This window comes from Hyalangium ruber, from assembly GCF_034259325.1.
Lineage (GTDB): Bacteria > Myxococcota > Myxococcia > Myxococcales > Myxococcaceae > Hyalangium_A > Hyalangium_A rubrum.
The window spans coordinates 509,125-533,232 of the sequence record NZ_JAXIVS010000006.1 but is presented as its reverse complement, the minus strand read 5'-3'; the positions used below and the strand labels follow the sequence as shown (position 1 = coordinate 533,232).

Annotated in this window: 25 protein-coding genes; 7 read left to right on the top strand and 18 right to left on the bottom strand. The window is 68.9% G+C overall.

Annotation, left to right across the window (positions count from 1 at the left end; translation table 11 throughout):
* Positions 1–51 precede the first annotated feature (51 nt).
* The 13 genes from dut to SYV04_RS20225 form a co-directional block, all read right to left on the bottom strand.
* Positions 52–510 carry a dUTP diphosphatase gene (gene dut / locus SYV04_RS20285; RefSeq protein WP_321547490.1) on the bottom strand — a complete coding sequence of 153 codons (459 nt, stop codon included), beginning with the start codon at positions 508–510 and terminating at the stop codon, positions 52–54.
* 75 nt (positions 511–585) lie between these two features.
* Positions 586–1,596: a M23 family metallopeptidase gene (locus SYV04_RS20280; RefSeq protein ID WP_321547489.1), complete on the bottom strand. Its 1,011-nt coding sequence runs from the start codon at positions 1,594–1,596 to the stop codon at positions 586–588.
* A 9-nt stretch (positions 1,597–1,605) separates the two neighbouring features.
* Positions 1,606–2,403 carry a hypothetical protein gene (locus tag SYV04_RS20275; protein WP_321547488.1) on the bottom strand — a complete coding sequence of 266 codons (798 nt, stop codon included), beginning with the start codon at positions 2,401–2,403 and terminating at the stop codon, positions 1,606–1,608.
* A 192-nt stretch (positions 2,404–2,595) separates the two neighbouring features.
* On the bottom strand, positions 2,596–4,770 hold the full coding sequence (gene pnp / locus SYV04_RS20270; protein ID WP_321547487.1) for a polyribonucleotide nucleotidyltransferase: 2,175 nt from the start codon (positions 4,768–4,770) through the stop codon (positions 2,596–2,598).
* 353 nt (positions 4,771–5,123) lie between these two features.
* Entirely contained in the window at positions 5,124–5,393 is a 270-nt protein-coding gene (rpsO, locus tag SYV04_RS20265; RefSeq protein ID WP_321547486.1) for a 30S ribosomal protein S15, read from the bottom strand.
* A gap of 125 nt (positions 5,394–5,518) precedes the next feature.
* Positions 5,519–5,845, bottom strand: coding sequence for a ubiquitin family protein (locus tag SYV04_RS20260; protein WP_321547485.1), 327 nt, complete (start codon positions 5,843–5,845; stop codon positions 5,519–5,521).
* A gap of 13 nt (positions 5,846–5,858) precedes the next feature.
* Positions 5,859–6,728, bottom strand: coding sequence for a tRNA pseudouridine(55) synthase TruB (truB, locus tag SYV04_RS20255; RefSeq protein WP_321547484.1), 870 nt, complete (start codon positions 6,726–6,728; stop codon positions 5,859–5,861).
* Positions 6,729–6,762: 34 nt separating this feature from the next.
* Positions 6,763–7,122 carry a 30S ribosome-binding factor RbfA gene (gene rbfA, locus SYV04_RS20250; RefSeq protein WP_321547483.1) on the bottom strand — a complete coding sequence of 120 codons (360 nt, stop codon included), beginning with the start codon at positions 7,120–7,122 and terminating at the stop codon, positions 6,763–6,765.
* On the bottom strand, positions 7,119–7,706 hold the full coding sequence (locus SYV04_RS20245) for a DUF503 domain-containing protein (RefSeq protein ID WP_321547482.1): 588 nt from the start codon (positions 7,704–7,706) through the stop codon (positions 7,119–7,121). The genes rbfA and SYV04_RS20245 overlap by 4 nt, the downstream gene beginning before the upstream one ends.
* A 79-nt stretch (positions 7,707–7,785) precedes the next feature.
* On the bottom strand, positions 7,786–10,962 hold the full coding sequence (gene infB, locus SYV04_RS20240; protein WP_321547481.1) for a translation initiation factor IF-2: 3,177 nt from the start codon (positions 10,960–10,962) through the stop codon (positions 7,786–7,788).
* A 99-nt stretch (positions 10,963–11,061) separates the two neighbouring features.
* Complete coding sequence (locus SYV04_RS20235; protein WP_321547480.1) at positions 11,062–11,367, bottom strand: YlxR family protein; 306 nt, start codon at positions 11,365–11,367, stop codon at positions 11,062–11,064.
* A 21-nt stretch (positions 11,368–11,388) separates the two neighbouring features.
* Positions 11,389–13,086, bottom strand: a complete 1,698-nt coding sequence (gene nusA, locus SYV04_RS20230; RefSeq protein WP_321547479.1) for a transcription termination factor NusA — start codon at positions 13,084–13,086, stop codon at positions 11,389–11,391.
* A 65-nt stretch (positions 13,087–13,151) separates the two neighbouring features.
* Positions 13,152–13,637, bottom strand: coding sequence for a ribosome maturation factor RimP (locus SYV04_RS20225; protein WP_321547478.1), 486 nt, complete (start codon positions 13,635–13,637; stop codon positions 13,152–13,154).
* A 208-nt stretch (positions 13,638–13,845) separates the two neighbouring features.
* On the opposite strand from SYV04_RS20225, the gene SYV04_RS20220 reads away from it, so the two are divergent.
* The 6 genes from SYV04_RS20220 (at position 13,846) to SYV04_RS20195 (ending at position 20,004) form a co-directional block, all read left to right on the top strand.
* Positions 13,846–14,652, top strand: a complete 807-nt coding sequence (locus tag SYV04_RS20220) for a carbon-nitrogen hydrolase family protein (RefSeq protein WP_321547477.1) — start codon at positions 13,846–13,848, stop codon at positions 14,650–14,652.
* 91 nt (positions 14,653–14,743) lie between these two features.
* Positions 14,744–15,190, top strand: a complete 447-nt coding sequence (locus SYV04_RS20215; RefSeq protein WP_321547549.1) for a FecR family protein — start codon at positions 14,744–14,746, stop codon at positions 15,188–15,190.
* A complete protein-coding gene (locus SYV04_RS20210) occupies positions 15,187–16,080 on the top strand; it encodes a LysM peptidoglycan-binding domain-containing protein (RefSeq protein ID WP_321547476.1) in 894 nt (297 codons plus the stop codon). Before SYV04_RS20215 ends, SYV04_RS20210 begins: the two co-directional genes overlap by 4 nt.
* 18 nt (positions 16,081–16,098) lie before the next feature.
* The gene (locus SYV04_RS20205; RefSeq protein ID WP_321547475.1) at positions 16,099–17,799 is read left to right on the top strand and encodes an HD domain-containing phosphohydrolase; all 1,701 of its coding nucleotides are present in this window, start codon (positions 16,099–16,101) and stop codon (positions 17,797–17,799) included.
* A gap of 20 nt (positions 17,800–17,819) precedes the next feature.
* Positions 17,820–18,158 (top strand): DUF971 domain-containing protein, encoded by a 339-nt coding sequence (locus tag SYV04_RS20200; protein WP_321547474.1) that lies wholly within the window; start codon positions 17,820–17,822, stop codon positions 18,156–18,158.
* 19 nt (positions 18,159–18,177) lie between these two features.
* Positions 18,178–20,004 (top strand): serine/threonine-protein kinase, encoded by a 1,827-nt coding sequence (locus SYV04_RS20195; protein WP_321547473.1) that lies wholly within the window; start codon positions 18,178–18,180, stop codon positions 20,002–20,004.
* Between the two features lie 8 nt (positions 20,005–20,012).
* Here the strand turns inward: SYV04_RS20195 and SYV04_RS20190 are convergent, their stop codons facing one another.
* The 5 genes from SYV04_RS20190 to SYV04_RS20170 all read right to left on the bottom strand — a co-directional run bounded on the left by SYV04_RS20190 (position 20,013) and on the right by SYV04_RS20170 (position 23,632).
* Entirely contained in the window at positions 20,013–20,534 is a 522-nt protein-coding gene (locus SYV04_RS20190; RefSeq protein ID WP_321547472.1) for a ClpXP protease specificity-enhancing factor SspB, read from the bottom strand.
* A 30-nt stretch (positions 20,535–20,564) separates the two neighbouring features.
* On the bottom strand, positions 20,565–21,050 hold the full coding sequence (gene smpB / locus SYV04_RS20185; RefSeq protein ID WP_321547471.1) for an SsrA-binding protein SmpB: 486 nt from the start codon (positions 21,048–21,050) through the stop codon (positions 20,565–20,567).
* An 11-nt stretch (positions 21,051–21,061) separates the two neighbouring features.
* Positions 21,062–21,916, bottom strand: coding sequence for a pantoate--beta-alanine ligase (panC, locus tag SYV04_RS20180; protein WP_321547470.1), 855 nt, complete (start codon positions 21,914–21,916; stop codon positions 21,062–21,064).
* Between the two features lie 5 nt (positions 21,917–21,921).
* The gene (panB, locus tag SYV04_RS20175; RefSeq protein ID WP_321547469.1) at positions 21,922–22,830 is read right to left on the bottom strand and encodes a 3-methyl-2-oxobutanoate hydroxymethyltransferase; all 909 of its coding nucleotides are present in this window, start codon (positions 22,828–22,830) and stop codon (positions 21,922–21,924) included.
* A 154-nt stretch (positions 22,831–22,984) separates the two neighbouring features.
* Positions 22,985–23,632, bottom strand: coding sequence for a deoxynucleoside kinase (locus tag SYV04_RS20170; protein ID WP_321547468.1), 648 nt, complete (start codon positions 23,630–23,632; stop codon positions 22,985–22,987).
* A 194-nt stretch (positions 23,633–23,826) separates the two neighbouring features.
* Here SYV04_RS20170 and SYV04_RS20165 point away from each other — a divergent pair, with 194 nt between their 5' ends.
* Positions 23,827–24,105 (top strand): hypothetical protein, encoded by a 279-nt coding sequence (locus tag SYV04_RS20165; protein WP_321547467.1) that lies wholly within the window; start codon positions 23,827–23,829, stop codon positions 24,103–24,105.
* Positions 24,106–24,108 lie beyond the last annotated feature (3 nt).

Below are 24,108 nucleotides of genomic sequence, written 5' to 3'. Positions count from 1 at the left end.
CGCTCTCTCCTTATCCTGCCCGCTCCCGGGCCAGCAAGGAACGGTCCCGTGTCATCGACCTGTCGAGCCGAAGCCCCCCTCACCCCGTGGGGTGGTATCCAGAAGGGCCACCTCCTGAATCTCGGCGGTTGTGACGGGCGCCACCACCAACTGGGCGACCCGGTCCCCGCGACGAAGGGTGAAGGGCTCCTGGGAGAGGTTGACGAGGATCACCTGCACCTCGCCCCGGTAGTCCGCGTCGATGGTGCCCGGAGAATTGAGCAAGGTGACGCCATGCTTGAGCGCCAGGCCCGAGCGGGGGCGCACCTGCCCCTCGTAGCCGGGGGGCAGCGCGAGGGCGAGCCCGGTGGGCACGGCGAAGCGCTCGAGGGACTTCAGTGTGCGCTCTTCCTCGATGTCCGCGCGCAGGTCCAACCCGGCGGCGAGCGCCGTCTCGTACCGGGGGAGGGGCAACGGATCCGGGTGGTTGGGGCGCACACGGCGCACCTGGAGGGTCACGCGGGAGGACATGCCCCGCGAAGTAGCACGGAAGCGGAGCCCCCGCCGAGGACCTTGCCTTATGGCGCCCGGGAGCGGCCCTTAAGCTCAGGGCTTGGACTCGGTGGCCACGGCGTTCGACCGGACGCGGAAGCGCAGCGGGTCCACGGGCTGCGAGGACAGCTCGAGTTGGTAGTGCAGGTGCGGCCCGGTGGAGCGACCTGTGTTGCCCGAGTAGGCAATGAGCTCGCCTCGCTTCACGTGCTGGCCCCGCTTCACGAGCAACTCCGAGTTGTGACAGTAGGCCGTCGTCACTCCTCGGCCGTGGTCGATGATGAGCACCCGGCCGTTCACCGCGTCCTCGCTCGCGCGGCGAACTGTGCCGTCCTCCACCACGCGCACCTCCGTACCCTGCGCCACGCTGATGTCCACGCCGGTGTGCAGCTTGCGTGTGCCCAACGTGGGGTGGATGCGATAACCGAAGGGGCTCGAGATGCGCGCCGTCTCCGAGACAGGCCACGTCAGCCCGAACGCGGTGGTGAGCGCCAGCGCCTGGGCCGCGCCGACCGTGGCGTCCTCGAAGCCCGGAGGCAACTGCTGGGAGAGTCGCTCCAGCGTGGGTGCTCCACCTTCCGCCGACACCCGCTCCAGGGCATAGCGCGCGGGAATGCGGCCAGCGAACAGGGCGGCAATGCGGGACTCCTCGTGCGGGAAGTCACTCGCGAGGGCATCGAGGAGCTTCCGCGTCGCCACAGGCCCCTGCGCCGCGTCCAGCAGCGCCTCCGAGGACACACCCAACTCGGCGGCCAGCGCCAACGTGTGCTGTCGGGCCTTGGGCTGAAGTCCCTTCAGCGCCAGGTGCGTGCCATAGGCGAGCGTCTCGGCGTCGGAGAGAGGCCGTGTCAGAGGCGCCGCCGGCACGAGCGCGGAGGTCGTTACCCCCGAACTGCTCACCCCGTCGTAGTAGGCCAGCAGCGGGCGGGCGGTGCTTCGGGAGTTGAAGGCCCAGGCCCCGGCCCGCCGCGCCAGCGCCCCCGCGGGAGTGTGGTGATAGGCCGTCCAGAGGCACAGGGCCGCCATCAGGAAGTCGAGCAGGCCACGTGCATTGCGCGAGAACACGGGGCCACCTCAGCGAAGGAAGGAGAGGACAGGAGAGGCATCCAGCAGCGCGGCGAGCGCCAGGGGCACCGCCATCGCCGAGCCCATGAGCCCATAGGAGAGGGCCTGCAGCCGATTGCGGACATTCTCCTCCGAGGCAGTGTCCGCGTGCTGGAGGTTGCGCAGCACCGCGCGCCAGCCCAGCGTCACGAGGATGCCCGCCAGCGCGCTCAACGCCAGCCCTCGCGCCGCCATGTCGGCCGCGCCCTCCCCCAGCAGCTCACGCCAGGAGAGGTACACCGTGCCTTGGACGAGCCGCGCCACCGCACACGCCCCGGCGAGCACCACCGCGGCCGTTGCCAACGGGCGCGTCCAGCGCATCGTGGTGGGCTTGCGCAGCGACCGCTGGAAGAGCTGGCGCCAGGTGGGGCGCGTGTCCTGCGCCAGGTACTTGCGCCACGGCTCCTCCTCCTTCGCCTTGGACTCGCGATAGCCCAGCGCGGGCAGGGCCAGCACCAGGTCCACGGACAGCTCCCACACCAGCGCCAGCGCACGGGCAATGAGGGTGCGCTGCTCGAGCGACACGAAGTCCACCAGCCCTTCGGTGACGGTGGAGGACCCCACCAGCCGGTCGAAGGCGGCATCCGCCATGTCCACCAGCGTCAGCAACCGGTCATCGAGCGTGTCCGCCGCGGCGTGAACCCCCACCGCGACCAGGGCCAGCAGCCCCAGCGGCATGAAGGCCCAGCGGAAGCCGCCGATGAAGCGCGACAGCCCCGACAGAGGGCCGGACGGCTGGGCGGGAGGCGTCAGCGGGCGCAGGGACACGAGGGCTCCGGGAGCGTGCTCGCGCCTTCAACGCACGGGCAGCAGGGAGGATTTTTCCCCGGATTGGCTCCAGGTGCCAAGTGACCCAGCCCGGCCCTCCAGAAACACGAACGCCCTCCCCCACCGAGGTGGAAGAGGGCGACGTGAGAGCACCCGCTCCTCAGGCTCAACCCGAGGAGCTTGCTAGCCTGCTCAGGCCTTCGCGGTCGGAGGCGTGGTGGGCGCGGCGGCCGGAGCCCCGTCACCCGTGGGCGGCGTGGTCTGCTGCTGAGCGGCGGCGCGCTCGGCCATGGCCTCCTTGCGCGACAGGCGGATCTTGCCCGTCTTGTCGATGCTGACCACCTTCACCAGCACCTCGTCGCCCTCCTTCAGCACGTCCGACACGCTCTTGACGCGCTTGTCCGACAGCTCGGAGATGTGGATGAGGCCGTCGGTGCCCGGGAACAGCTCCACGAAGGCGCCGAACTCGGCGATCTTCCGCACCGTGCCCGTGTAGATCTTCCCGATCTCCGCCTCGCGCGTGAGCGCCTGGATCATCGCGATGGCGGCCTTCACCGCGTCGCTGTTGGCGCTCGCGATGTCCACCCGGCCCGAGTCCTCGATGTTAATCGAGGCGCCCGTGCGCGCGATGATGTCCTTGATGACCTTGCCGCCCGGCCCGATGACGTTCTTGATGTACTCGGGACGGATCTGGATGGTGGTGATGCGAGGAGCGTACTGGCTGATCTCCTTGCGGGCCTCGGGCATCGCCTTGAGCATCTCGCCCAGGATGTGGATGCGGCCCTGACGCGCCTGCTCCAGCGCGCGGCTCATGATCTCCGTGGTGAGACCGGTGATCTTGATGTCCATCTGGATGGAGGTGATGCCCTTCGAGGTGCCGCACACCTTGAAGTCCATGTCGCCCAGGTGGTCCTCGTCACCGAGGATGTCCGAGAGGATGGCGACCTTGTCGCCCTCCTTCACCAGGCCCATGGCGATGCCGGCCACCGGCGCCTTGATGGGCACGCCCGCGTCCATCAGCGCCAGCGTGCCACCGCACACCGAGGCCATGGACGAGGAGCCGTTGGACTCCAGGATGTCCGACACCAGGCGGATGGTGTACGGGAACGAGTCGCTCTTGGGCGCCATGTTGCGCAGGGCGCGCTCGGCCAGCGCGCCGTGGCCGACCTCGCGACGACCCGGGCCGCGCAGCGGCTTGGTCTCGTTCACGCTGAACGGCGGGAAGTTGTAGTGCAGCATGAAGCGCTTGAAGGCCATGCCGCCCAGCAGCTCCAGGCGCTGCTCGTCCTCGCTGGTGCCCAGCGTCGTCACCACCAGCGCCTGCGTCTCGCCGCGGGTGAACACCGCGCTGCCGTGGGTGCGCGGGAGCACGCCCACCTCGCACGTAATCTTGCGGACCTCCGCGTGGCCACGGGCGCCGATGCGGCCCCCGTCCACGGTGAGCTGGCGCATGTGCTCGTACTTCAGGTCCTCCACCACCTGCTTGGCGTGCTTCTCCACGGTGGGGGTGAACGTCTCGCCCAGCTGCTCCTTGAGCTTGGCGACGGTCTCCTTCTTCGCCTTGCCCAGCGTCTCGTAGCGAGCGCCCTTCTCCTTGATGGTGTAGCCCTTGACGATGCCGTCCCAGGCCAGCTCACGAACCTTGGCCTTGAGCCCCTCGTCGATGGAGGCCTGCTTCTCGTAGGAGCGCACCGTCTTGCCCAGCTCGCGGCGCAGCTCGTCCTGGATGTCCAGCGCGGGCTGCACGGCCTGCTTGCCGAACTCGAGCGCGGCCACCATGTCCGCCTCGCTCACCTCCTCGGCGCCACCCTCCACCATCACGATGGCCTCGCGGCTCACCGCCATGACCAGGTCGATGTCGCTCTGCTCGCGCTGCTTGGCCGTGGGGTTGGCCACGAACTTCCCCTCCACGCGGCCCACGCGGATGCCCGCGATGGGGCCGTTGAACGGGATGTCCGACACCCACAGCGCCGCCGAGGCGCCGGTGATGCCGTGAATGTCACCCTCGTTCTCCGGGTCCGCGGAGATGACGCCGGCGATGATCTGCGTCTCGTACGCGTAGCCCTCGGGGAACAGCGGGCGGGCGGAGCGGTCCACCAGGCGGCTGGCCAGCGTCTCCTTCTCCGTCAGCCGGCCCTCGCGCTTGAAGTAGCTGCCGGGGATGCGGCCCGCCGAGTACAGCTTCTCCTGGTACTCCACCGTGAGGGGCAGGAAGTCGACGTCCTTCTTCTCCCGCGCGCTCACCGCGGTGACCAGCAGCATGGTGTCGCCGTAGCGAACCACCACGGAGCCGTCGGCCTGCTTGGCCAGACGGCCCGTTTCAATGCTCAGCTCACTGTCGCCAATCTTGACGCTCTTCTTCAGCATGTCCTTGCCTTTGCTTCCTGAAAGCCCCCTGCCGTGCGCGTCCCGCCTCGCACCCGCGAGGGTGGGGTCCGCGTGCCGGAGGGCTTTGGGTGATGAGCGGTCGCCGGGCCTTGGACAGGCGGAATCGGGCAACCGCGGTCTGACTGCACATTGGGGCGCTTGGAGAGCGCCGGCAGGGATTCTGCGGAATTTTGATCCCTGATCGCGGGGGCCGACAGCGGTCAGCCACTCCGAACGGAAACCAAAACTTCCGACAGCACCCTCGCCCTTGCTCCTGCTTCGCCCCGCCTCTCTCCAACAACCAACAAATGCGCGGGGCGCTGGTGAATGCCAGCGCCCCGGGTTCTACAGGCCTACTTGCGGATACCGAGGCCCTCGATGAGCTTGCGGTAGCGCACGGTGTCCTTGGTCTTCAGGTAGTCCAGGAGCCGACGACGCTGACCCACCAGCTTCAGCAGACCGCGCCGAGAGTGGTGGTCCTTCTTGTGGGTCTTGAAGTGCTCGGTGAGCATGTTGATGCGCTCGGACAGCAGCGCCACCTGCACCTCGGGAGACCCGGTGTCCGTCTCGTGGGTCCGGAACTTCGTAACGAGCTCGCTCTTGCGTTCCTGATGCAACGACATGGTTCTCTCTTTTCTACGTCCCACTCCGGTGGAACTGCTCAGAGGCCGCGGTCCGCGGAGGGGTACAGACCGGGCATTTCCCTACTAACAGCGGGGGGGCTTATAAGCTTCACCTACACGGGCGGTCAACCTTCGAGGCTCGTCCGGCTGCTCGCTGGAGGACGGGACAGGGCGAAGATGAAGACTTTGTGTCCAGCAGCGAGCCCTCCCCGCCCCTGAGCCAGTTCCCGGCTCGCGTGCTCATCCAGCGCCACGTGCAGGTAGCGCCCACCCGGAGGCCCCTTGTCCCCCGCCAGCAGGCTGTTCAGGCGCGGGTAGAGCCGCAGCAGCGTCTCCAGCACGTCTCCCACATGGGCCGTGGCGGGCACGCCCAGGTTCACCACCTGCCGGCCCTCGAAGGCCCCGCGCAGGGAGGGAGCGACCACCACGGTGATGTCGAGCGGTCGGGCCACGCGCCTCCCCCTTTCAGGCGAGCACGCGCAGGTAGCTGAGCCGGCCGCGCACCACCTCGGCGACGGCCAGCAGCTTGTCGTCCGGCCCGAGCACCCGGACGCGGCCCGGCATGGGCGGCGCCTCCAGCGGCACGCCGTGGGTGACCCGGGCAGCCTCCGCCGCGCTCACCCGGAGCGGTGGCAGGTTGGACAGCGCCTCGGACACGGACAGCAGGCGAGGGGTGATGGCCGCCCGGTCCTGCGCCAGCTTCGGCAGCTCCGAGAGCGGCAGCGCCTGGGACAGCGTGAACGGGCCGCTCATGGTGCGGCGCAGCGCCTCCAGGTGGGCGCCGCAGCCCAGCGCCCGGCCCAGGTCATAGGCCAGCGTGCGGACGAAGAAGCCCTTGGAGCAGCGCACCGAGAGCCGCAGCGTGTTGGCCGAGAAGTCGCGCAGCACCAGCTCGTACACCGTCACCTGGCGGCTCGCTCGCTCCACCTCCTCGCCCGCCCGGGCCAACTCGTACAGGCGCTTGCCATCCACCTTCACCGCCGAGAACATGGGCGGCACCTGCTCGAAGGTGCCTCGGAAGGACGCCAGCGCCGTCTCCAGCATGGCGGACGTCAGGGGCGGCACCGGCGCTTCCGCCATCACCTTCCCCTGGGCATCCTGGGTGTCCGTCTCCACGCCCAGGCGCACCGTGGCCTCGTAGGCCTTGTCCCCCTCGGTGATGAAGCCCGCCACCTTGGTGGCGTCTCCCAGGCAGAGGGGCAGGACGCCCGTGGCCATCGGATCCAACGTGCCGGTGTGCCCCGCCTTCTTCACCTTCAGCAGCGCACGTACCTGCCGCACCACGTCGAACGAGGTGGGACCCGAGGGCTTGTCGATGACCAGAACGCCGTCCATGACTGCCTTACATCATGGATGCCGCGCGACGCGGTTACCAGCCTTCCTTCTCGCGGACCTCGCGCAGCAGCCGGTCGATCTTGTCGCCCTCGCCCACCGACGCATCGAAGGAAAAGAAGATCTCCGGGGACACCCGCAGGTTCACCACCGACGTCACCTCCCGGCGGATGAAGCCCTTGGCTGCCTCCAAGCCCTTCTGCGTGTCCTCGCGCTCCTTCTCGGTGCCCAGCATCGAGTAGAAGACGCGGGCCACGCGCAGGTCCGGCGAGACCTTCACTCCGGTGATGGTGATGAAGCCGATGCGCGGGTCGCGCAGCTCGCCGCGGGTGAGGATCTGGCCAATGGCGGCCTGGATCTCCTGGCCCACGCGCTCCGGTCGCGAATGCGTACTCATTTCTTCTCCCAGTCCCGGGGGTTGCGCAGGTTGCGCGCGCGTACCCGGGCTTCATCCAGCGTCAACGGGCCGCCCCGCGAGGGAGCAGGCTTGCCCGTGCCTTCCCGGCCCTCCTGCCCCTCGTGCCGCCGTTCCCAGTCCCCCATCCCCTCGGCCTCCGCCATGGAGCGCTCCGCCCGGTTCAAGCTGGCAATCAGCTCATCGGGGCTCAAGCCCTCCTGCTCCCCTTCCGGCGCTTCTTCCGTGTCTCCCGCCTCGGGAGCCTCCGGCGCCAGCTCGTGCGAGAAGAGCTTGTCCCCGAGCGCGAGGATCTCCTTCTCCCGGGAGATGAGGGGAGCGACGTACATCTCCTCCACGAAGTGGATGATCTTCTCCATCTGCTCATCCACGTGGCGGCGCTCGTTGCCCACCACGGCGAGAGCGATGGAGGCCTTCTGCCAGAGGTCCTGGTCGTCCACCTCCGCCACGGCGACGTTGAAGCGGGCCTTCACCCGCTCCGTCACCCGACGAAGCACCTGACGCTTGGCCTTGAGCGAGCCGCTCTCGGGAATCTGAAGGGTGAGACGTGAGACACACACGAACATGACGGGCCCTCTGCCCGGCGGCGGCACTTGGGCCAGCCGCCGGGGCCAACGGTGAACTGCGCCGAAGGCGACGATGGGCTTACGTCAGGCTCTGGCGCGTCTCCTCGATCTCGTAGGCCTCGATGATGTCGCCCTGCTTGAGGTCGTTGTAGTTCTCGATGCCGATACCGCACTCGAAGCCCTGCGCCACTTCCTTGACGTCGTCCTTGAAGCGCTTGAGCGACGCCATTTTTCCGGAGAACAGCTGCTTGTTCTCGCGCATGAGGCGCACGAAGGCGCCGCGGCGGATGACACCCTCCAGCACCGCCGCACCGGCGATGGTGCCCAGCTTCGGCACGTTGAAGGTGTTGCGGACCTCCGCGCGACCCAGCTTGCGCTCGGTGCGGATGGGCTCCAGCAGCTCCTCCATGGCCGTGCGCACACCGTCGATGAGCTCGTAGATGATGCTGTAGCCCTGCAGCGTGACGTCCTGAGCCTTGGCCGCCGACTCCGCGCCCGACTCCGGCTTCACGTTGAAGCCCAGCACCAGGCCCTTGGAAGCAGCCGCGCGCATCACGTCCGACTCGGTGATGGCACCCACGCCGGTGTGGATGACCTCCACCTTGACCTTGTGGGTGGCCAGCTTCTGCACCGCCTGCTTGACGGCCTCGGCCGAGCCCTGCACGTCCGCCTTGATGACGACGCGCAGCTCCTTGGGACCGCCGCCCGCCTTCGTCTTGGCGAAGAGCTGATCCAGCGTCTCGCGGCTGACCTTGCTGAGGTCCGCCTGACGCTCCTTCATGCCGCGGTGATCGCCGATCTGCTTGGCCGCCTTCTCGTCCGCCACCACGTTGATGGCGTCACCCGCGGTGGGCACGCCCGACAGGCCGATGACCTCCGCGCAGTAGCCCGGCAGCACTTCCTTCACCATCTCGCCGCGGCTGTTGTTCATCGCGCGAACGCGCCCGTAGTGGGTGCCAGTGACGATGGCATCGCCCAACCGCAGCGTGCCCTCCTGCACCAGCACGGTGGCCACGGGGCCACGACCGCGATCCAGCTTGGCCTCGATGATGGCGCCCACCGCCGGACGAGCCGGGTTGCTCGTCAGCTCGAGCACCTCGGCCTGCAGCACGACGTTCTCCAGCAGCAGGTCCAAGCCCATCTTCTGCTTGGCGGAGACGGGGACCATGATGGTCTCGCCGCCCCACTCCTCGGGCACCAGCTCGTGGCTGGCCAGGTCCTTCTTCACGCGGTCCGGGTTGGCGCCCGGCACGTCCATCTTGTTGATGGCGACGACGATGGGGACCTCGGCGGCCTTGGCGTGCTTGATGGCCTCGATCGTCTGAGGCATCACGCCGTCGTCCGCGGCCACCACCAGGATGACGATGTCCGTCACGTTGGCGCCGCGAGCGCGCATGGACGTGAAGGCCTCGTGGCCCGGGGTGTCCAGGAACGTCAGGTCACCGCGCTTGGTGGTGACGCTGTAGGCGCCGATGTGCTGCGTAATGCCGCCCGCCTCGCCCGAGGCCACGTTGGCCGAGCGGATGGCGTCCAGCAGGCTCGTCTTTCCGTGGTCGACGTGGCCCATGACGGTGACGACCGGCGGACGGGTGCGCTCGTCCTCGGGCTTCAGCTCCACCTCGGGCAGGTAGTCCTCCACCTCGAAGCCCACCCGGTCCACCTTCCAGCCGTAGTCGGTGGCGATGAGCTCCGCGGTGTCCGCGTCCACCATCTGGTTGGCGGTGGCCATCTTCCCCAGACCCATCAGCTTCTTGATGATGTCCGCGGTGCGGATACCCATGCGCTGACCCAGGTCGGACACGCTGATGCCCTCCTGGAGCTTGATGACCTTCTTCTCCTCGGCCATCTGGGTGATCTGCGTCTTGGCGCCCTTCTTCGTCGGCTTCTTCTTCTTGCCGCGAACGGGGATGTTGACGCGACCCCAGACCAGGTCCGTCAGCTCCTGCTTGGAGATGGACGTGTCATTGGGTCCACCCCTCTTGCGCGGCGCCTTGTCCTTGTTCTTGGAGACGTCGACCAGCTCACGGCCGCGACCGGCGTGATCCGGGACGACCTTGAACTCGCGCACCTCGCCGATGGCCTTCTTGCCCGGCGCCATCGGGTACTGCTTCTGCGCGGACGTCGTGGGCGTTACGCGGCGAACCTGGATGAGCGGGCGCGAGATGACGACGGCCTGGGTGGCCGTGGGGCGCATCTGGCGCTGCTCCTGCGAGACCGGGGCGTGCGGCACGCCGCCGACCATGACGGGCGGCTGCCCGGGCTGGGTCGGCGAGGCCGAAGCCTGAGCGCCACCGCCAATTCCCGGCGAAGAGGTGGGACGCACCGGACCGGAGCCCGGGCCACCACTCGAACGGTACTGACCGGGACCACCCGGCCGGTGCTGCTGCCCGGGACCACCCGGACGACCGCCATGCATCGGCGCGCCAGGACGGCCACCCGGACCACCGGGACGACCCCCCTGGGACGGACCACCGGGACGACCGGACATGCCGGGCGCCGGACGGGAGATGACGGTCGCCTGCGTGCCGGGCGTCCGGACTGTCGGAGGAACCGGCGTGCGCGGGGGAGTCGTGGGCAAGGAAGACCTTTCCTGAACGGGAGAACGCGGCGGCGTGGAGACCGGCGGCTGCACGGCGGCCCGGGGCGCCTCGACGGCGGGCTGGGGCTGCGCGGGAGCCTTCGGCGCCTCAGCCACGGGCTCGGGCTGCGCGGCGGCGCGAGGAGCCTCGGTGGTGGCAGGCTCGGGCTGCGCGGGAGCCTTCGGCGCCTCGGCCACAGGCTCGGGCTGCGCGGCGGCGCGAGGAGCCTCGGTGGTGGCAGGCTCGGGCTGCGCGGGAGCCTTCGGCGCCTCGGCTACTGGCTCGGGCTGCGCGGCGGCGCGAGGAGCCTCGACCTCAGGCTCGGGCTCGGGCTGCGCGGCGACGCGAGGAGCCTCCACCTCGGGCTCGGGCTGAGCCGCCTGTGAAGCCTCGGAGGCCGCCTCGGGGGCCTGCTCGCTCGTGGCTCCGGCGGGCGGGCCGACCTTGCGGCGCACCACGAAGCCCTTGGCCGTCACCGGCGGTGCGGCCTGCTTCGGCTTGCGCTTGTCCAAGATCTTCTGGACCGCAGCCGTGGCCTGATCGTCATCGAGCGAGGACGAATGGCTCTTGACGTCGTAACCGAGCGCCGCGAGCTCGGTGACGACCTCCTTGTTGTCGAGCTCGATGCCGTGGTTCTTGAGCTCTTTGGCGATTTCGTGAACGCGCTTCTTCGACATACGTTGCTTGGCCTTCTGCTCCGCCGATACCGGGGCGCAGCACCCTAATCCAAAAATGTGTGCGAGTGGTCCTTAACACCCACTCCCCCTCGCCACCCCTCAAGGCCCCGAGCCAGACTCCCACGCCTGCCCGAGCTTCAGCGGGTCAACCTTGCCCGCCCTTCCTCGAAAGGCCCGCCCGAAGGCCTTCCGCTTGAGCGCCGCCGTCAGACACCCGGCACCGCAGAGGTAGGCGCCCCTGCCGGGCAGCCGCCTCTCCTTGTCCACCACCACTTCACCTTCCGGGTCCAAGGCGACCCGGGTGAGCTCGGCTTGTGAGCGCCGGGCTCCGCAGCCGACACAGCTGCGAACGGGCCCTTCTGGCAGAGGGCCCTGCGAGGGGCCGGAACGGGACTTCGGGCTCATCCCACCCTCCGGCCGGACAGCTTACGGGGACTTGGCGACTTCCGCGCTCCCGGACGCGGAGGGAGGAGGCAGCCCGCGCTCGGCATTGAGCTCGGCCCGGAGCTTGGCCTCCTCCACCAGGTAGTTCTCGGCCGCGCTCTTGAGCTGGCGGGCCTTCTTGATTCCGACGCCCGGCACGTCGCCGAGCTTCTGGAGATCCTTCTCGTTGGCGATCTCCTCCACCGTCTTGTAACCGGTGGACATGAGCGCCTCGATGGTCTTCTCGCCGAGGCCGCGGACGCGAGCCATTCTCTCGGCCTGACTCAGCTCATCCGGGTGGCGGCGGGCCTCGGCGATGCGCGCCTGCTCCCGCTCGTGGTCCATGCGCGACAGCTCGGCCGCGTCGTCCACCATCTGCTTGCGCGCCGCCTCCTGCATCGCGGGGATGCGCGCGGGGTCCAAGCCCGGAATCTGCGAGAGCACATCGGGGCTGGCCTCGGCCACGTCCTTGGCCTGCCGGAAGCCATGGGCGTAGAGCGTCTCGATGAGCATCTCGTTGATGCCGGGCAGCGCGCCGAGCGAGCGGTTGGCGAACTCGCGCATCTCGCGCACGCGGCTCTCGCTGTTGATGTCCAGCTTCCAGCCCGTCAGCTGGGCCGCCAGGCGCACGTTCTGCCCGCGCCGCCCGATGGCCAGGGAGAGCTGGTCGTCCGGGACGATGAGCTCCATGGCGTGGTTGGCCTCGTCGATGATGACGCGGCTGACCTCGGCGGGCGCCAGCGCGGCGCACACGAAGCGGGCCGGATCCTCGTCGTAGGGGACGATGTCGATCTTCTCGCCGCGCAGCTCCTGCACCACCGCCTGCACGCGGCTGCCCTTCATGCCCACGCACGCGCCCACCGGGTCGACGTCCGCGTCCCGGCTGCTCACGGCGATCTTCGCCCGGCCGCCCGGCTCGCGCGCCGCCGCCTCGATGACGACGATGCCCTCGGCGATCTCGGGCACCTCCATCTCGAAGAGCTTCGTCAGCAGGTTCACCGAGGCGCGGCTCAGGACGATCTGAGGGCCCTTGGACTCGCGCAGCACGTCCAGCACGTAGGCCTGCACGCGGTCACCCGGGCGGTACGTCTCGCGCGGCACCTGCTCGCGCACCGGCAGCACCGCCTCGGCGCGGCCCAGGTCCACGATGATGTTGCCGCGCTCGAACCGGCGGGCGATGCCCGTGACGATCTCGTTCTTGCGGTCCTTGTACTCGTTGAAGACGTTCTCGCGCTCCGCATCCCGCGTGCGCTGGAGGATGACCTGCTTGGCCGTCTGCGCGGCGATGCGGCCGAAGCCACGGCGGAACGTCTTCAGCCGGAGGATGTCCCCGTACTGGTCGTCCTGCGCCTTCGCCTCGGCGGCGTCCTCGTCGCGGTAGAAGATCTGGAAGACGAGCTCGTCGCCGGCCTCGACCTCCATGCCCTTCTTGCGGGCCTCGCCCAGGAGGATCTGGTTCACCGCCTGCACCGGGTCGGTGATCTCATCCACCACGACGATGGCCTGGAACAGCTCCACCACGCCCTTCTCCGGGTCGTACTTCGCCTCGAGGTTGCGGTCCTGGCCGAAGTGCTTCTTGGCCGCGGTCTTCATCGCGTCCTCGAGGGTCGCGATCAGCACACCCCTCTCGATGCCCTTGTCCTTGGCGACCTGGTCGAGGACGAGGTTGAGGTTGACGGCGGGGTTGGCTTGAGCAGGCATGGTCTTCGTTCTCCTAAAAGGGTCCACGGGCCCGCCGCTCCACGGCGCGCCCTGTATGTCGACGGCTAGAACTCGAACTCCAGGTTGGCCTTGGCGATGTCCTTGAAGGGGATGCGGAAGCTGCCCGCCCCCTCCACTTCGACCGCGATGTCCTCCCCTGTCACCTCAGCGAGCGTGCCAGTGAAGTTCTTGCGGGGCGGGTCGCCGATGGGACCGAAGGTCTTCACCTTGACCTTCTGTCCCTTCACCCGCGCGTAGTGGGCCGGCTTCTTCAGAGGCCGGTTGACCCCGGGGCTGGAGACCTCGAGGTTGTACTCGTTGGGGATGAAATCCTCGACGTCCAGGCTTGGCTCCACCGCCCGGGACACCTGCGTGCATTCGTCCAAGCCCACCCGACCGCCAGGCTTGTCGATGAACAGGCGCAACACCCACCCCTCGCGCTCGCGGAGGAACTCGAGGTCGACGAGTTCCAGCCCCTCGCCCGCAACGATGGGCTCCAGCAGGCTCATCGCCCGCTCTTCCACCGTCTGCTTGAAGTTGCTCTCCGCCATGCGTCCGGAAACCTGGCTCCAAAAAAAGAAAAGCGGGCACGTCGGCCCACTTTTCGAAGAACTGCCGTCGAAAAATGTCGGGCGGGTCCCCTAGCACACGCCCAGACGGCGTGTAAAGGATGACGCACCCATGCTCAAGGTAGAACACGGCCCCCAAGGACAATGATTCCCAAGGGTTCCACGCCCTCCATCCCGTTATAACGCCCCCATGCACCTGATCGCCGCCGCTCAGATGGTGTCCACCGCGGACAAGGCCTACAACCTCGAAGTCGCCACCCGGCTCGTCCGGCAGGCGGCGAAGTTGGGAGCCCGTCTGGTGGGGCTGCCCGAGAACTTCAGCTGGATGGGCTCCGAGGTCGAACGTCCCAGCGCCGCCGAGTCCCTGGAGGGCCCCACCCTGTCCCGCATGGCGGAGGTGGCCCGTGAGCAGAACATCACCGTGCTGGCCGGCTCCATCCTCGAGACCGGAGCCCCGGGCGGCCGCCTCTACAACACCAGCACCCTCTTCGGGCCGGACGGCGAGCGGCTGGGCGTCTACCGCAAGATGCACTTGTTCGATGTGGATGTGGGAGACGGGGCGACCTACCACGAGTCCGCGGTGGTGGCTCCCGGCACAGAGGTGGTGGCGGCCACCACGGAGGTGGGCCGGCTGGGGCTCTCCGTCTGCTACGACCTGCGCTTCCCGGAGCTGTACCGACGCCTGGTCGCTCAGGGAGCCACCATGCTGGCGGTGCCAGCGGCCTTCACCTTGATGACGGGCAAGGACCACTGGGAGGTGCTGCTGCGCGCCCGCGCCATCGAGAACCAGTGCTACGTCATCGCCCCCGCACAAGGTGGGCGGCACTCCGACAAGCGCGTCACCTATGGTCACGCCATGGTGGTGGACCCATGGGGGCTCGTCACCGCGCGGGCCTCGGAGGGAGAGGGGCTGGCGCTGGCGCCGGTGGACCCGGACCTCCAGGCCCGCATCCGCCGCAACCTGCCGTGCCTGCAGCACCGCCGCCTGGTGGATTAACGGGCGGGGAATGATCGGCCCGTGCGAGCACGGTGGCTCCCGGGCTACACTGCGCGCCCTGGAACCTCTCGTGACCGGTCGCCGCTCCTTCATGCTCCTCGCCCTCGCGCTCTCGGCCATGCCCTTCGGCTGCACCGCCGATGAGAAGCCACCCGCGCCCTCCGCGACCCCGCCGAAGGCGCCGGAGCCACGCGCGCACCTGCGGGAGGTGCGGGGGGATGTGAAGCTCAAGCGGGTCGTGGGAGATGAATGGATCTCCGCGCAAGACGGCATGCCCCTCTTCGAGAATGACAAGGTGCGCACCGCCGCGGGGGCCAGCGCGCGCATCGTCTTCGGCAATGGGGGCCGGGTGAACCTGGGAGAGGATGCGCTGATCGGTATCGCCGAGACGCGGCCACGGCCGGGCCAGCAGCGCACGGACCTCACCCTGCTCAAGGGGCAGGTGGACGCCGCGCTGGAGACGCCCTCCACCCAGTCGCTCTCCGTCTCCACGCCTTCGGCCACCGTCCAGGCGGGAAGGGAGATCGTATTCCAATGAGAAGCGCCCTCTTCCTCCTGGTCTGGCTCTCGGCCACGCCCGCGGAGCGGTTGGTCGTGGTGAACGAGCGTGAGTCGCTGGCCCAGGTCGCCGAGCGCACGCTGGGAGACCCCAAGGGCGCCAGTGAGCTCCGGGCGCTCAACCAGCTGACCTCGGACGCCGTGGCTCCTGGCACCAAGCTCAAGCTGCCGCCCGAGGAGGACCGGGCCCGGGCCCTGAGCGCGCTGGAGACCGCGCGCAGCGCCGTAGCTCAGGCGGACCGCCAGGCCACCCGGCGCGAGGAGGCCTCGGCCAAGCTGCGAGAGGCCGAGGCGCACTTCCAGTCCGCCGACTACCAGTCCGCCGCCAAGGCCGCCGACAACGCCTGGGCCCTGCTGTCTCCGGGCACGGGCCAGCCCTCCTCCTTCCAGGTGAAGGTGAGCGAGGGCGGGGACACCACCGTCTCCGTCCAGTCGGGGCCGCCGGTGCGCGTCAACGCCGAGAGCGTCACCCGGCCGGTCAGCCCCGGTGAGACGGTGCGCGTGGAGAAGGGGCAGCCGCCACCTCCTCCCGCCCCTCCGCTGGAGGTGCCCCAGCTCCGCTCTCCCAGCGAGGGCCAGAAGCTCAAGTTCACGCCCATCAAGGGCCAGCTGGGCCCGGTGACGCTGGCGTGGCGCCCCGTCCCTGGCGCCAAGCAGTACGAGGTGGAGGTACACCCCGTCCAGGGCCCGCCCCTGCGCCAGACCGTGCCCGCCACACAGTGGCAATTGCCAGCGCTCCCCGCCGGCCGTTATCGATGGACGGTGCGAGCCCTGGGTGAAAGCCAGAAATCCGACGCATCCGCCGAGCGCCTCTTCGAACTCATCGAGGATCGCGTGAAGCTCCAGGTAGGCGAGCCCAGCTGGAAATAGCATCAGGGACGAGAACGCGTGCGCCTCTTCAAAGCCATCCTCCTGCTGATGCTCGTGGCCAGCATCATCCCCACGCTGATGGTGGGGTGGCTGTCTGTCTCCCACACCCGCGAGCTGCTCGTGCGCGACGCGCAGGAGCTGGCGCAAGAGCGCGTCAAGCAGCTGCGGCTGAAGCTCGACAACCTCCTGTCCGAGCCCACCGAAGCAGTGGTGGCGCTGACCAACACCGCCTTCTTCACGCACCCGCCGGTTCAGCAGCGCGCGCTGCTGGGCTCGGTGCTCAGCCAACACCGTGAGGTGCTGGCCATCACCGTCTTCACCGCGCAGGGCGAGCGGATGCCGGGCCTGCAGGCCTTCGCCGTGAATGACCTGCCTCCCACCGCGGTGGCCGAGCACGAGGCGCGCGCCCGCGCCCTGCTCCAGGGCCTCACCGGCATGAGCTACGCGGAGGTGGTGCATCAGGGGCCCCAGCACGTCCCGGTGCTGACGCTGGCCTTCCCCGTGGGCGAGCCGGTCAAGGGCTACATCGCCGCGGACCTGTCCCTCGCGGGCCTGCAGGAGCTCCTCCTTCAGGAGCGCGTGGGCTCCAGCGGCTTCTTCTATGTGACGGACCGCCACGGCCACCTGCTGGCGGGCGGCGCGGCGCTCGGAGAGAACCCGGACATCTCCCAGCGCGGCCCCGTGGAGCACCTGCTGCGGCAGCTCACCCACTCGCCCGACTCGGAGCACTTCCACGTCGGCAACTTCGGCAAGGGCAAGGACGCCACGGTGGCCGCCTACACGGTGCTGCCCGAGTTGGGCTGGGCCATCGTCTCCGAGCAGCCGGTGGTGCAGGCCTACCACCAGGTAGGCTCCATGGAGCGGCGCATCCTGATGGCCCTGGGCGGCGCCATCCTCGTGGCGCTGGTGCTGGCCGCCGTCTTCTCTCGCAACCTCACGCGCCCCCTGAAGAACTTCACCGCCAAGGCGCTGGAGCTGGCCGGCGGCAAGTTCGGCGCCGAGGTGGAGATCCGCCAGAAGAACGAGCTGGGCGAGCTGGCCCAGACGTTCAACTACATGAGCAAGCAGCTCATGGCCTACGACATGGAGAACCGCCGGCTCTACGAGAGCCTGGAGCAGGGCTACCTGGAGACCATCGTCGCGCTGGCCAACTCCATCGACTCCAAGGACGCCTACACCCGCGGCCACAGCCAGCGAGTGGGAGACGTGGCGGTGGAGATCGGCCGGGAGCTGACCCTGCCCGAGCGCCAGCTCAAGCAGCTCCAGTATGGCGGCATCCTCCACGACATCGGGAAGATCGGCATCGTCGAGTCCATCCTCTGCAAGCAGTCGCGGCTCACTGACGCGGAGATGGCCATCATGCGCGAGCACCCGGCCATCGGTGACTCCATCATCGGGCCGGTGAGCTTCCTCACCTCGGTGCGCGCCTGCGTGCGCAGCCACCACGAGCGCTGGGATGGCAGTGGCTACCCGGACAAGCTCAAGGGCGAGGAGATTCCCATGCTGGCGCGCATCGTCGCCTGCGCGGACACCTTCGACGCCTGTACCTCCACGCGCCCCTACCAGAAGGCCATGCCGCTGGAGCAGGCCATGCAGATCCTCGACAAGCTCAGCGGCGCGCAGCTCGACCCCAAGGTGGTGGAGGCCCTGCGCCGCGTGCTGCAGAAGAAGGGTGTGCGCCTGGAAGGCCACCGCCAACCTGTGAAGCTCGCCTCGTGAGATTCAGGTAAGGTGAACCGGTGAGTTTCTGGGATCGCATCAAGCCAGCCCCCAAGCCCGTCAAGGCCACCGACGTCCAGCTCGCACCGGACAGCATGCGCCTGACGCTGACCTGGGATGATGGAGTCCACACCTCCGCCTCCGCGCAGGTGCTGCGCCAGCAGTGTCCGTGCGCCGCCTGCGTGGACGAGTGGACTCACCAGCGCACCCTCGACCCGAACCGCGTGCCCGCGGACACCCGCGTCCAGGCGCTGCAGCCGGTGGGCAACTACGCGCTGACCTTCACCTTCAGCGACGGGCACAGCACCGGCATCTACCCCTGGCAGCTCCTGCGCGACATCACCCAGCCCCAGGGCTGAGGGACCGGAGGGAGCTGCCGTGAACGAACGCTACCGGCTCGTGCGGCCCCTGGCCTCTGGAGGCATGGCGGAGCTGTTCCTGGGCCTGTCCCGAGGCGCCGAGGGCTTCGAGAAGCACGTCGCCATCAAGCGCATCCTTCCGTACCTGGCCAAGGAGGAGGGCATCGCCAAGATGTTCCTCTCCGAGGCCAAGCTGGCCACGCACCTGCACCACCAGAACCTCGTCAGCGTGTACGACGTGGGCACCGACGCCGACGGCCTGTTCCTGGTGATGGAGCTGGTGAACGGGTGGGATCTGGGCGCGCTGATCCGCCGCGCGAAGAGGCAGGGCACGCGCTTTCCCCCGCACCTGGTGGCCTTCATCGGGGCCCAGGCGCTCGCCGGCCTCATCCACGCCTACCGGCGCACTCACAACGGGCGGCCGGTGCTCACCGCCCACCGTGACATCTCCCCGTCCAACATCCTCGTGTCCCGCGAGGGTGAGGTAAAGGTGACGGACTTCGGCATCGCCCGGCTGGAAGGCGTCTCCAACGGCACCCAGCCCGGCGTCTTCAAGGGCAAGCCCTCCTACGCCGCGCCCGAGGTCGTCACTGGCGCGCCCGCCACCGCCGCCAGCGATCAGTTCTCCCTGGGCATCGTCCTCTATGAGCTGCTCACCGGGCAGCACCCCTTCAGCGACTCGTCCGAGGCGATCATCGTCGCCATGGCCATCGCCCAGCGCGAGCCTCCGCCCCTCACCCACGTGCCCGAGCCCCTGGTCGAGGTGGTGATGCGCGCGCTGGCCAAGCAGCCCGAGGCGCGCTTCGCCCAGCCAGAGGCCATGGCCGAGGCGCTCGCGCGCTACCTCGCCCGCGCTGGAGAGCCCGCCACCTCTCACGCGCTGGCGGACTTCCTCGCCAAGCTGAACCTGCCCCCCACCCTGCTCGAGCAGGCCGAGGCGGCACGGGAGCCCGCGGCCGCGCAGCCTCCTCTCGCGGCGGCTCCTCGCGCGTCTCCTCCCGCGCCTCCCCCTGCGGCTCCTCCCCCTGGAATCCGGGGCATCGAGGCGTCCGCCGAGTGGTCCCTGGCGCCTGGGTCTCGGGAGCTGAGCATGAGCGGGCGGCTCATCTCGCCTCCCTCTCCCGTTGTCCCCGTCGACACCCAGCCGGGCGCGAACGCCCTCCCCTCCCTGGAGCTCGACCTCTCGGGGCAAGGGGTGAATGGGCCATCCGAGGATGTCTCCGCGGAGCCCGCCCTCGCGAGGACGTATCCAGGGGTGGCAGCGCATCCCGCGCAAGAGCCTGCCCCGTCCTTCCGCTGTGTGCGCTGCGACTCGCCCCTGCCCTCGGCCTACGCGCCGTGTGATCGCTGCGCCGCGAACCTGACCAGCCAGGGTCCCGCGCCCCTGGCGGCGGCTCCGCTCAGCGCGGTGGAGATCCCCGAGGAGAAGCTCGAGTTGCAGGAGCGAGCGGCCCGTCAGGAGACGCTCTGGGAGCCGGATCGGCGCTCGCCCTGGGTGCGATGGGCGTTGCGACTGGGCGTGCTGGGGGTGCTCGTGGCGGGTGGGTACTATGCCCTGCCCCACCTCAAGGTGCTGCTGCCGAGTGCCGAGAACATGGTGCGCACCACCTTATCCACCACCCCCGCCGAGCTGCCGCCGCTCATCGTCCGCAGCCAGCCCGAGGGAGCCCAGGTACGGGTGAATGGCGAGGACAAGGGCACCACGCCGCTGCTCATGGACAATGTCTACCCGGCGGGCGCGGACATCCCTGTGCAGGTCTCACTGCCGGGCTACAAGCCGTGGAAGGGAACCTTCACCGGTGGCGCCCCGGCGCACTTCGACGTGAAGTTGCAGAAGCAGCGCTAGCGCGCGCCTCACTTCACCAGGCGCAGGTGGCCCTTGCGTGGCGTGGGCGGCTCGTCCCGAGGTCCCTCGGGCTCGGGCTCCTTGCCCTCACCGCTGGGCACCTCCCGGAGCACCGCCCTGGGACGCGCCTCCGCCGACGCGGGAGCCGGCGCGGGCGTGGGCACCACCTCCTGCGTGGACACCTTGGTCGTCACCATCGTCTGCTGGAGCAGTTCCGCCGGCATGTCGTCCGGGTACATCCAGAACAGCTCCTTCGTCACGTGGCTGGCGATGGCGAACAGCGCCGACCAGGGCACCGCCACGGTGAAGCGCTTGCCACCGAAGCTCAGCGTGGAGCGAACGCCCCACTCGGTGACCGAGAGATCCGGCGGATCAAAGCGATAGGAGAGGTTGAGGCGCAGGTGGGACTCGTTGCGCAGTTCCGACGGGACGAGCACCCCCGGGCGGCGCGCGTCCAAGTGAATCATCACCATGCCCTGCTCGAGAGCGGCCAGCAGCCGCTCCTTCTTGTCGGGACCCTTCTTGTCCATCCGTATCCAAGGCGGGACTGGAGGCCGTCTTCAGCGACGGCGCACTTCCCGGTCCATCTCCCGCTTCGTCTCCCGTTCCTTGATGTCCTGTCGCCGGTCTTCGTGCGATTTGCCGCGGCAGAGCCCCAGCTCCACCTTGGCCCGCCCATTCTTGAAGTACAGCACAAGCGGGATGATGGAATAACCGCGCTCTCGCACCTTCGCTGCCCAGCGGTCGATTTCCGCGCGATGGAGCAGCAGCTTGCGCCCCCGCGTGGGCTCATGGGTGAACACATTGGCCGGCTTGTAGGAGCCAATGTGGGCATTCAGCAGATACAGCTCGCTGCCTTTGGGGAGCGCGTAGGCGTCCGACAGGTTGGCCGTGCCTTCGCGCAGGGCCTTCACCTCGCTGCCCTGGAGCTGCAGCCCTGCCTCGAGCTTCTCGTCCACCGTGTAGGCGGCGCGAGCCTTCCGGTTCTCGGCGATGACTCGCACCCCCGGCTCGCTCCCCACCCCCTTCGCCTTGCCCCCAGCCATATGCGCGTCCTCTAACCTCCGATGGGCTGGTTGTCGATCAGCCGTGTAGCACCGCAGAAGGCGGCCACGAGCAGGCGCGCTGGCTGGCCCGGCTGGACCGCGGACAGAGACGTCAAGCGCTCGGCGTCCACCAGCTCCACGTAGTCTTCCCGCAGCTCCGCCGCTCGAAGTTCCCGGCGCACCGCCTCGGTGAGCGCCACCCCGTCCGAGGTACCGGCCCGGTGCAGCGCCTGCGCCGCCTGGAGCCCCCGTGAGATGGCCAGGGCCCGCTGCCGCTCCTCCGCAGTGAGGTAGGCATTGCGCGAGCTCATCGCCAGCCCGTCCGCCTCGCGCACCGTGGGCATGCCCAGCACTTCACCGCCCAGGTGCAGGTCCCGGTTCAGGGCCTTGATCACCTGGAGCTGCTGGTAGTCCTTCTCTCCGAACAGGGACACGTCCGGCCGGAACAGGCACAGGAGCTGCGTGACGATGGTGGCCACGCCCCGGAAGTGCCCGGGCCGCCGAGCGCCGCACAGCCCCTGGCTCACCTCCGTTACCTCCACGTACGTCTGATAGCCCGGCGGGTACATGACGGACGGCTCGGGCGCGAAGACGACCTCCACGCCCGCGCTGGCGCACTTGGCCAGGTCGCCCTGAAAGTCACGCGGGTAGCGCCCCAGGTCCTCCTTGGGACCGAACTGGGTCGGGTTGACGAAGATGGAGGCGGCCACCACGTCGGCCCGCTTGCGCCCTTCGCGCATGAGCGACAGGTGGCCCTCGTGCAGGTAGCCCATGGTGGGCACCAGCGCGAGCCGGCGCCCCTCACGGCGCACGGACGCCACCCACGCCTTCACCTCATCCACCGTACGCAGGACCTGGAGAGCCATGGGACTCAGACCGGGACTCCGTAGACGGGGCCCACCTTCTCGGTCCCCTCGGCGCCCTCGGCGCCCTCGGTCGCCGGGTGGGCGTTGGAGGCCACCAGCCGCAGCGTCTTCGAGTGGAACGAGTGGTCCTCGTCCGGGAAGGTGCCAGCGCGCACCTCGGCGAAGAAGGCCCCCGCCGCGCCGGTGATGGAGCCGTGCAGGTCCGCGTAGCGCTTGACGAACTTGGGCTTGAAGTTCGGGTTCATCCCCAGCAGGTCGTAGCAGACGAGCACCTGCCCGTCGCAGGCCACTCCCGCGCCGATGCCGATGGTGGGGATGCTCAGGCGCTGGGTGATTTGCCAGCCCAGCTCCGCCGGCACGCCCTCCAGCACCAGGGCGTAGCAGCCCGCGCGCTCCAGCGCCTGGGCGTCGTGGAGGATCTTCCGGGCGGCGTTCTCGTCCTTGCCCTGCACCACGTAGCCGCCCATCTTGTGCACCGACTGAGGGGTGAGCCCCAGGTGCCCCATGACGGGGATGCTGGCGCGGGTGATGGCCGCCACCGTCTCGGCGAACTCGGCGCCACCCTCCAGCTTCACGCTGCCCACGCCGCCCTCGGCCACGAGCCGCCCGGCATTGCGCACCGCGGCCTCCACCGAGGTCTGGTAGCTCATGAAGGGCATGTCCCCCACGACATGGGCCCGGCGGGCCCCGCGGGTGACGGCGGTACAGTGGTAGATCATCTGGTCCATCGTCACCGGGAGCGTGGAGTCATGCCCCTGGACAACCATGCCCAGCGAGTCGCCGACGAGCAGCACGTCCGCCCCGGCTTCATCGAGAAGGCGGGCGAAGGTGGCATCGTAGGCGGTGACCATACAGATCTTCTGGCCACTCTGCTTCAGGCGCTTCAGCGTGTGGATGGTGACCTTGTCCTTCACGGTTCACCTCCTTGTTCGGTGGAGAGGGTTCACGGTGTTCCAGGCACACACCCCTCGCCGTCCCAGGGGATCGACGGGGGCTTACCGACACTCTAACGCCCTCCGGGGCTCCGTGGGGAACCCTGTGAAGCGACCAGCCAGGTAACCCCTCGGTTCACGCTCGCCGGGAGGGCTGTGGATCGTAGTGGTGTACGCCCCCCTGCCGGGCCTTCATGATGGCCGCGATCAGCCCCTCCCGGTCCGCCTCGTTGTTCACGAAGTCGATGTCCGAGGTGTTCACCACCAACAACGGCGTCTCCGTGTAGTGGGAGAAGAAGTCGTTGTAGGCATGCACCAGCTCTTCCAGGTAGCCGGCGTCGAACTTGCGCTCGAACTCGCGCGCCCGCTTCTTGATGCGGTGCAGCAACACGTCCAACCGGGCCTGCAGGTAGATGACGACGTCCGGCTTGGTCACCCGGGGCCCCAGCGCCTCGAACACCCGGTCGTAGAGTGACAGCTCGTGCGAGTCCAGGGTGAGACACGCGAAGATGCGGTCCTTGGCGAACAGGTAGTCGCTGACGGTGACGGCGCTGAACAGGTCCTGCTGGAAGAGCTCCTGCTGCTGACGGAAGCGTGAGAGCAGGAAGAAGATCTGCGTCTGGAACGCGTACTTCTGGCGATCCGTGTAGAAGCTGGAGAGGAACGGGTTCTCCTCCACCACCTCCAGCACCCGGCGCGCGCGGAAGCGCTCGGCCAGGAGATTGGAGAGGCTCGTCTTGCCCACGCCAATGGGCCCCTCGACCACGATGTAGCGGTAGTCCATGCGCCGAAGGCCTCGCGAAGACCGCGCCGGGAAGTACCTCCGGCGCGCACGGCGCGATACCACAGATCGCGGGCAGGCCAATGGGGCAATTTTTCATCGGGCCAGTCGACCGAGCCCCGCGCCGCCGCTTGACGTTTCGGGGGACGTTTCCATACGGTCCGCGCGCCGTTCCAACACAGCGGGCGTAGGGTGAGATGAGCGGAAGGCAGCGGGTGAAGACGGTGGTGCGGTTGGAGGAGCGCAAGCAGGCCGCGCAGCCCAAGGCGCAGCCCGCACCCAGCGTGGAACCCGACCCCCTCTACGGCGTGGTGCTGCTCAAGACGGCGCTGGAGCTCAAGCGCCGCAAGGATGGCAGCGTCGAGGAAATCCTCCGCGAGGTGCTCAGGCGCATGCGCATTCCCGAGCACGAGTTCCGCGCGTTCCTGGAGCAGCACGGTGGCCTGGGGAAGGCCATCGGCCTGCGCGAGCGGTAGCGA

What these genes read in the sequence shown, in the direction of transcription:
- SYV04_RS20220 (WP_321547477.1), top strand. Translation starts at nt 13,846, where the DNA reads ATGCACCTGATCGCCGCCGCTCAGATGGTGTCCACCGCGGACAAGGCC.
- SYV04_RS20210 (WP_321547476.1), top strand. Translation starts at nt 15,187, where the DNA reads ATGAGAAGCGCCCTCTTCCTCCTGGTCTGGCTCTCGGCCACGCCCGCG.
- SYV04_RS20235 (WP_321547480.1), bottom strand. Translation starts at nt 11,367, where the DNA reads ATGAGCCCGAAGTCCCGTTCCGGCCCCTCGCAGGGCCCTCTGCCAGAA.
- SYV04_RS20170 (WP_321547468.1), bottom strand. Translation starts at nt 23,632, where the DNA reads ATGGACTACCGCTACATCGTGGTCGAGGGGCCCATTGGCGTGGGCAAG.
- SYV04_RS20215 (WP_321547549.1), top strand. Translation starts at nt 14,744, where the DNA reads ATGCTCCTCGCCCTCGCGCTCTCGGCCATGCCCTTCGGCTGCACCGCC.
- rpsO (WP_321547486.1), bottom strand. Translation starts at nt 5,393, where the DNA reads ATGTCGTTGCATCAGGAACGCAAGAGCGAGCTCGTTACGAAGTTCCGG.
- smpB (WP_321547471.1), bottom strand. Translation starts at nt 21,050, where the DNA reads ATGGCTGGGGGCAAGGCGAAGGGGGTGGGGAGCGAGCCGGGGGTGCGA.
- rbfA (WP_321547483.1), bottom strand. Translation starts at nt 7,122, where the DNA reads ATGAGTACGCATTCGCGACCGGAGCGCGTGGGCCAGGAGATCCAGGCC.
- dut (WP_321547490.1), bottom strand. Translation starts at nt 510, where the DNA reads ATGTCCTCCCGCGTGACCCTCCAGGTGCGCCGTGTGCGCCCCAACCAC.
- nusA (WP_321547479.1), bottom strand. Translation starts at nt 13,086, where the DNA reads ATGCCTGCTCAAGCCAACCCCGCCGTCAACCTCAACCTCGTCCTCGAC.
- SYV04_RS20225 (WP_321547478.1), bottom strand. Translation starts at nt 13,637, where the DNA reads ATGGCGGAGAGCAACTTCAAGCAGACGGTGGAAGAGCGGGCGATGAGC.
- SYV04_RS20245 (WP_321547482.1), bottom strand. Translation starts at nt 7,706, where the DNA reads ATGTTCGTGTGTGTCTCACGTCTCACCCTTCAGATTCCCGAGAGCGGC.
- SYV04_RS20190 (WP_321547472.1), bottom strand. Translation starts at nt 20,534, where the DNA reads ATGGACAAGAAGGGTCCCGACAAGAAGGAGCGGCTGCTGGCCGCTCTC.
- pnp (WP_321547487.1), bottom strand. Translation starts at nt 4,770, where the DNA reads ATGCTGAAGAAGAGCGTCAAGATTGGCGACAGTGAGCTGAGCATTGAA.
- infB (WP_321547481.1), bottom strand. Translation starts at nt 10,962, where the DNA reads ATGTCGAAGAAGCGCGTTCACGAAATCGCCAAAGAGCTCAAGAACCAC.
- truB (WP_321547484.1), bottom strand. Translation starts at nt 6,728, where the DNA reads ATGGACGGCGTTCTGGTCATCGACAAGCCCTCGGGTCCCACCTCGTTC.
- SYV04_RS20165 (WP_321547467.1), top strand. Translation starts at nt 23,827, where the DNA reads ATGAGCGGAAGGCAGCGGGTGAAGACGGTGGTGCGGTTGGAGGAGCGC.
- panC (WP_321547470.1), bottom strand. Translation starts at nt 21,916, where the DNA reads ATGGCTCTCCAGGTCCTGCGTACGGTGGATGAGGTGAAGGCGTGGGTG.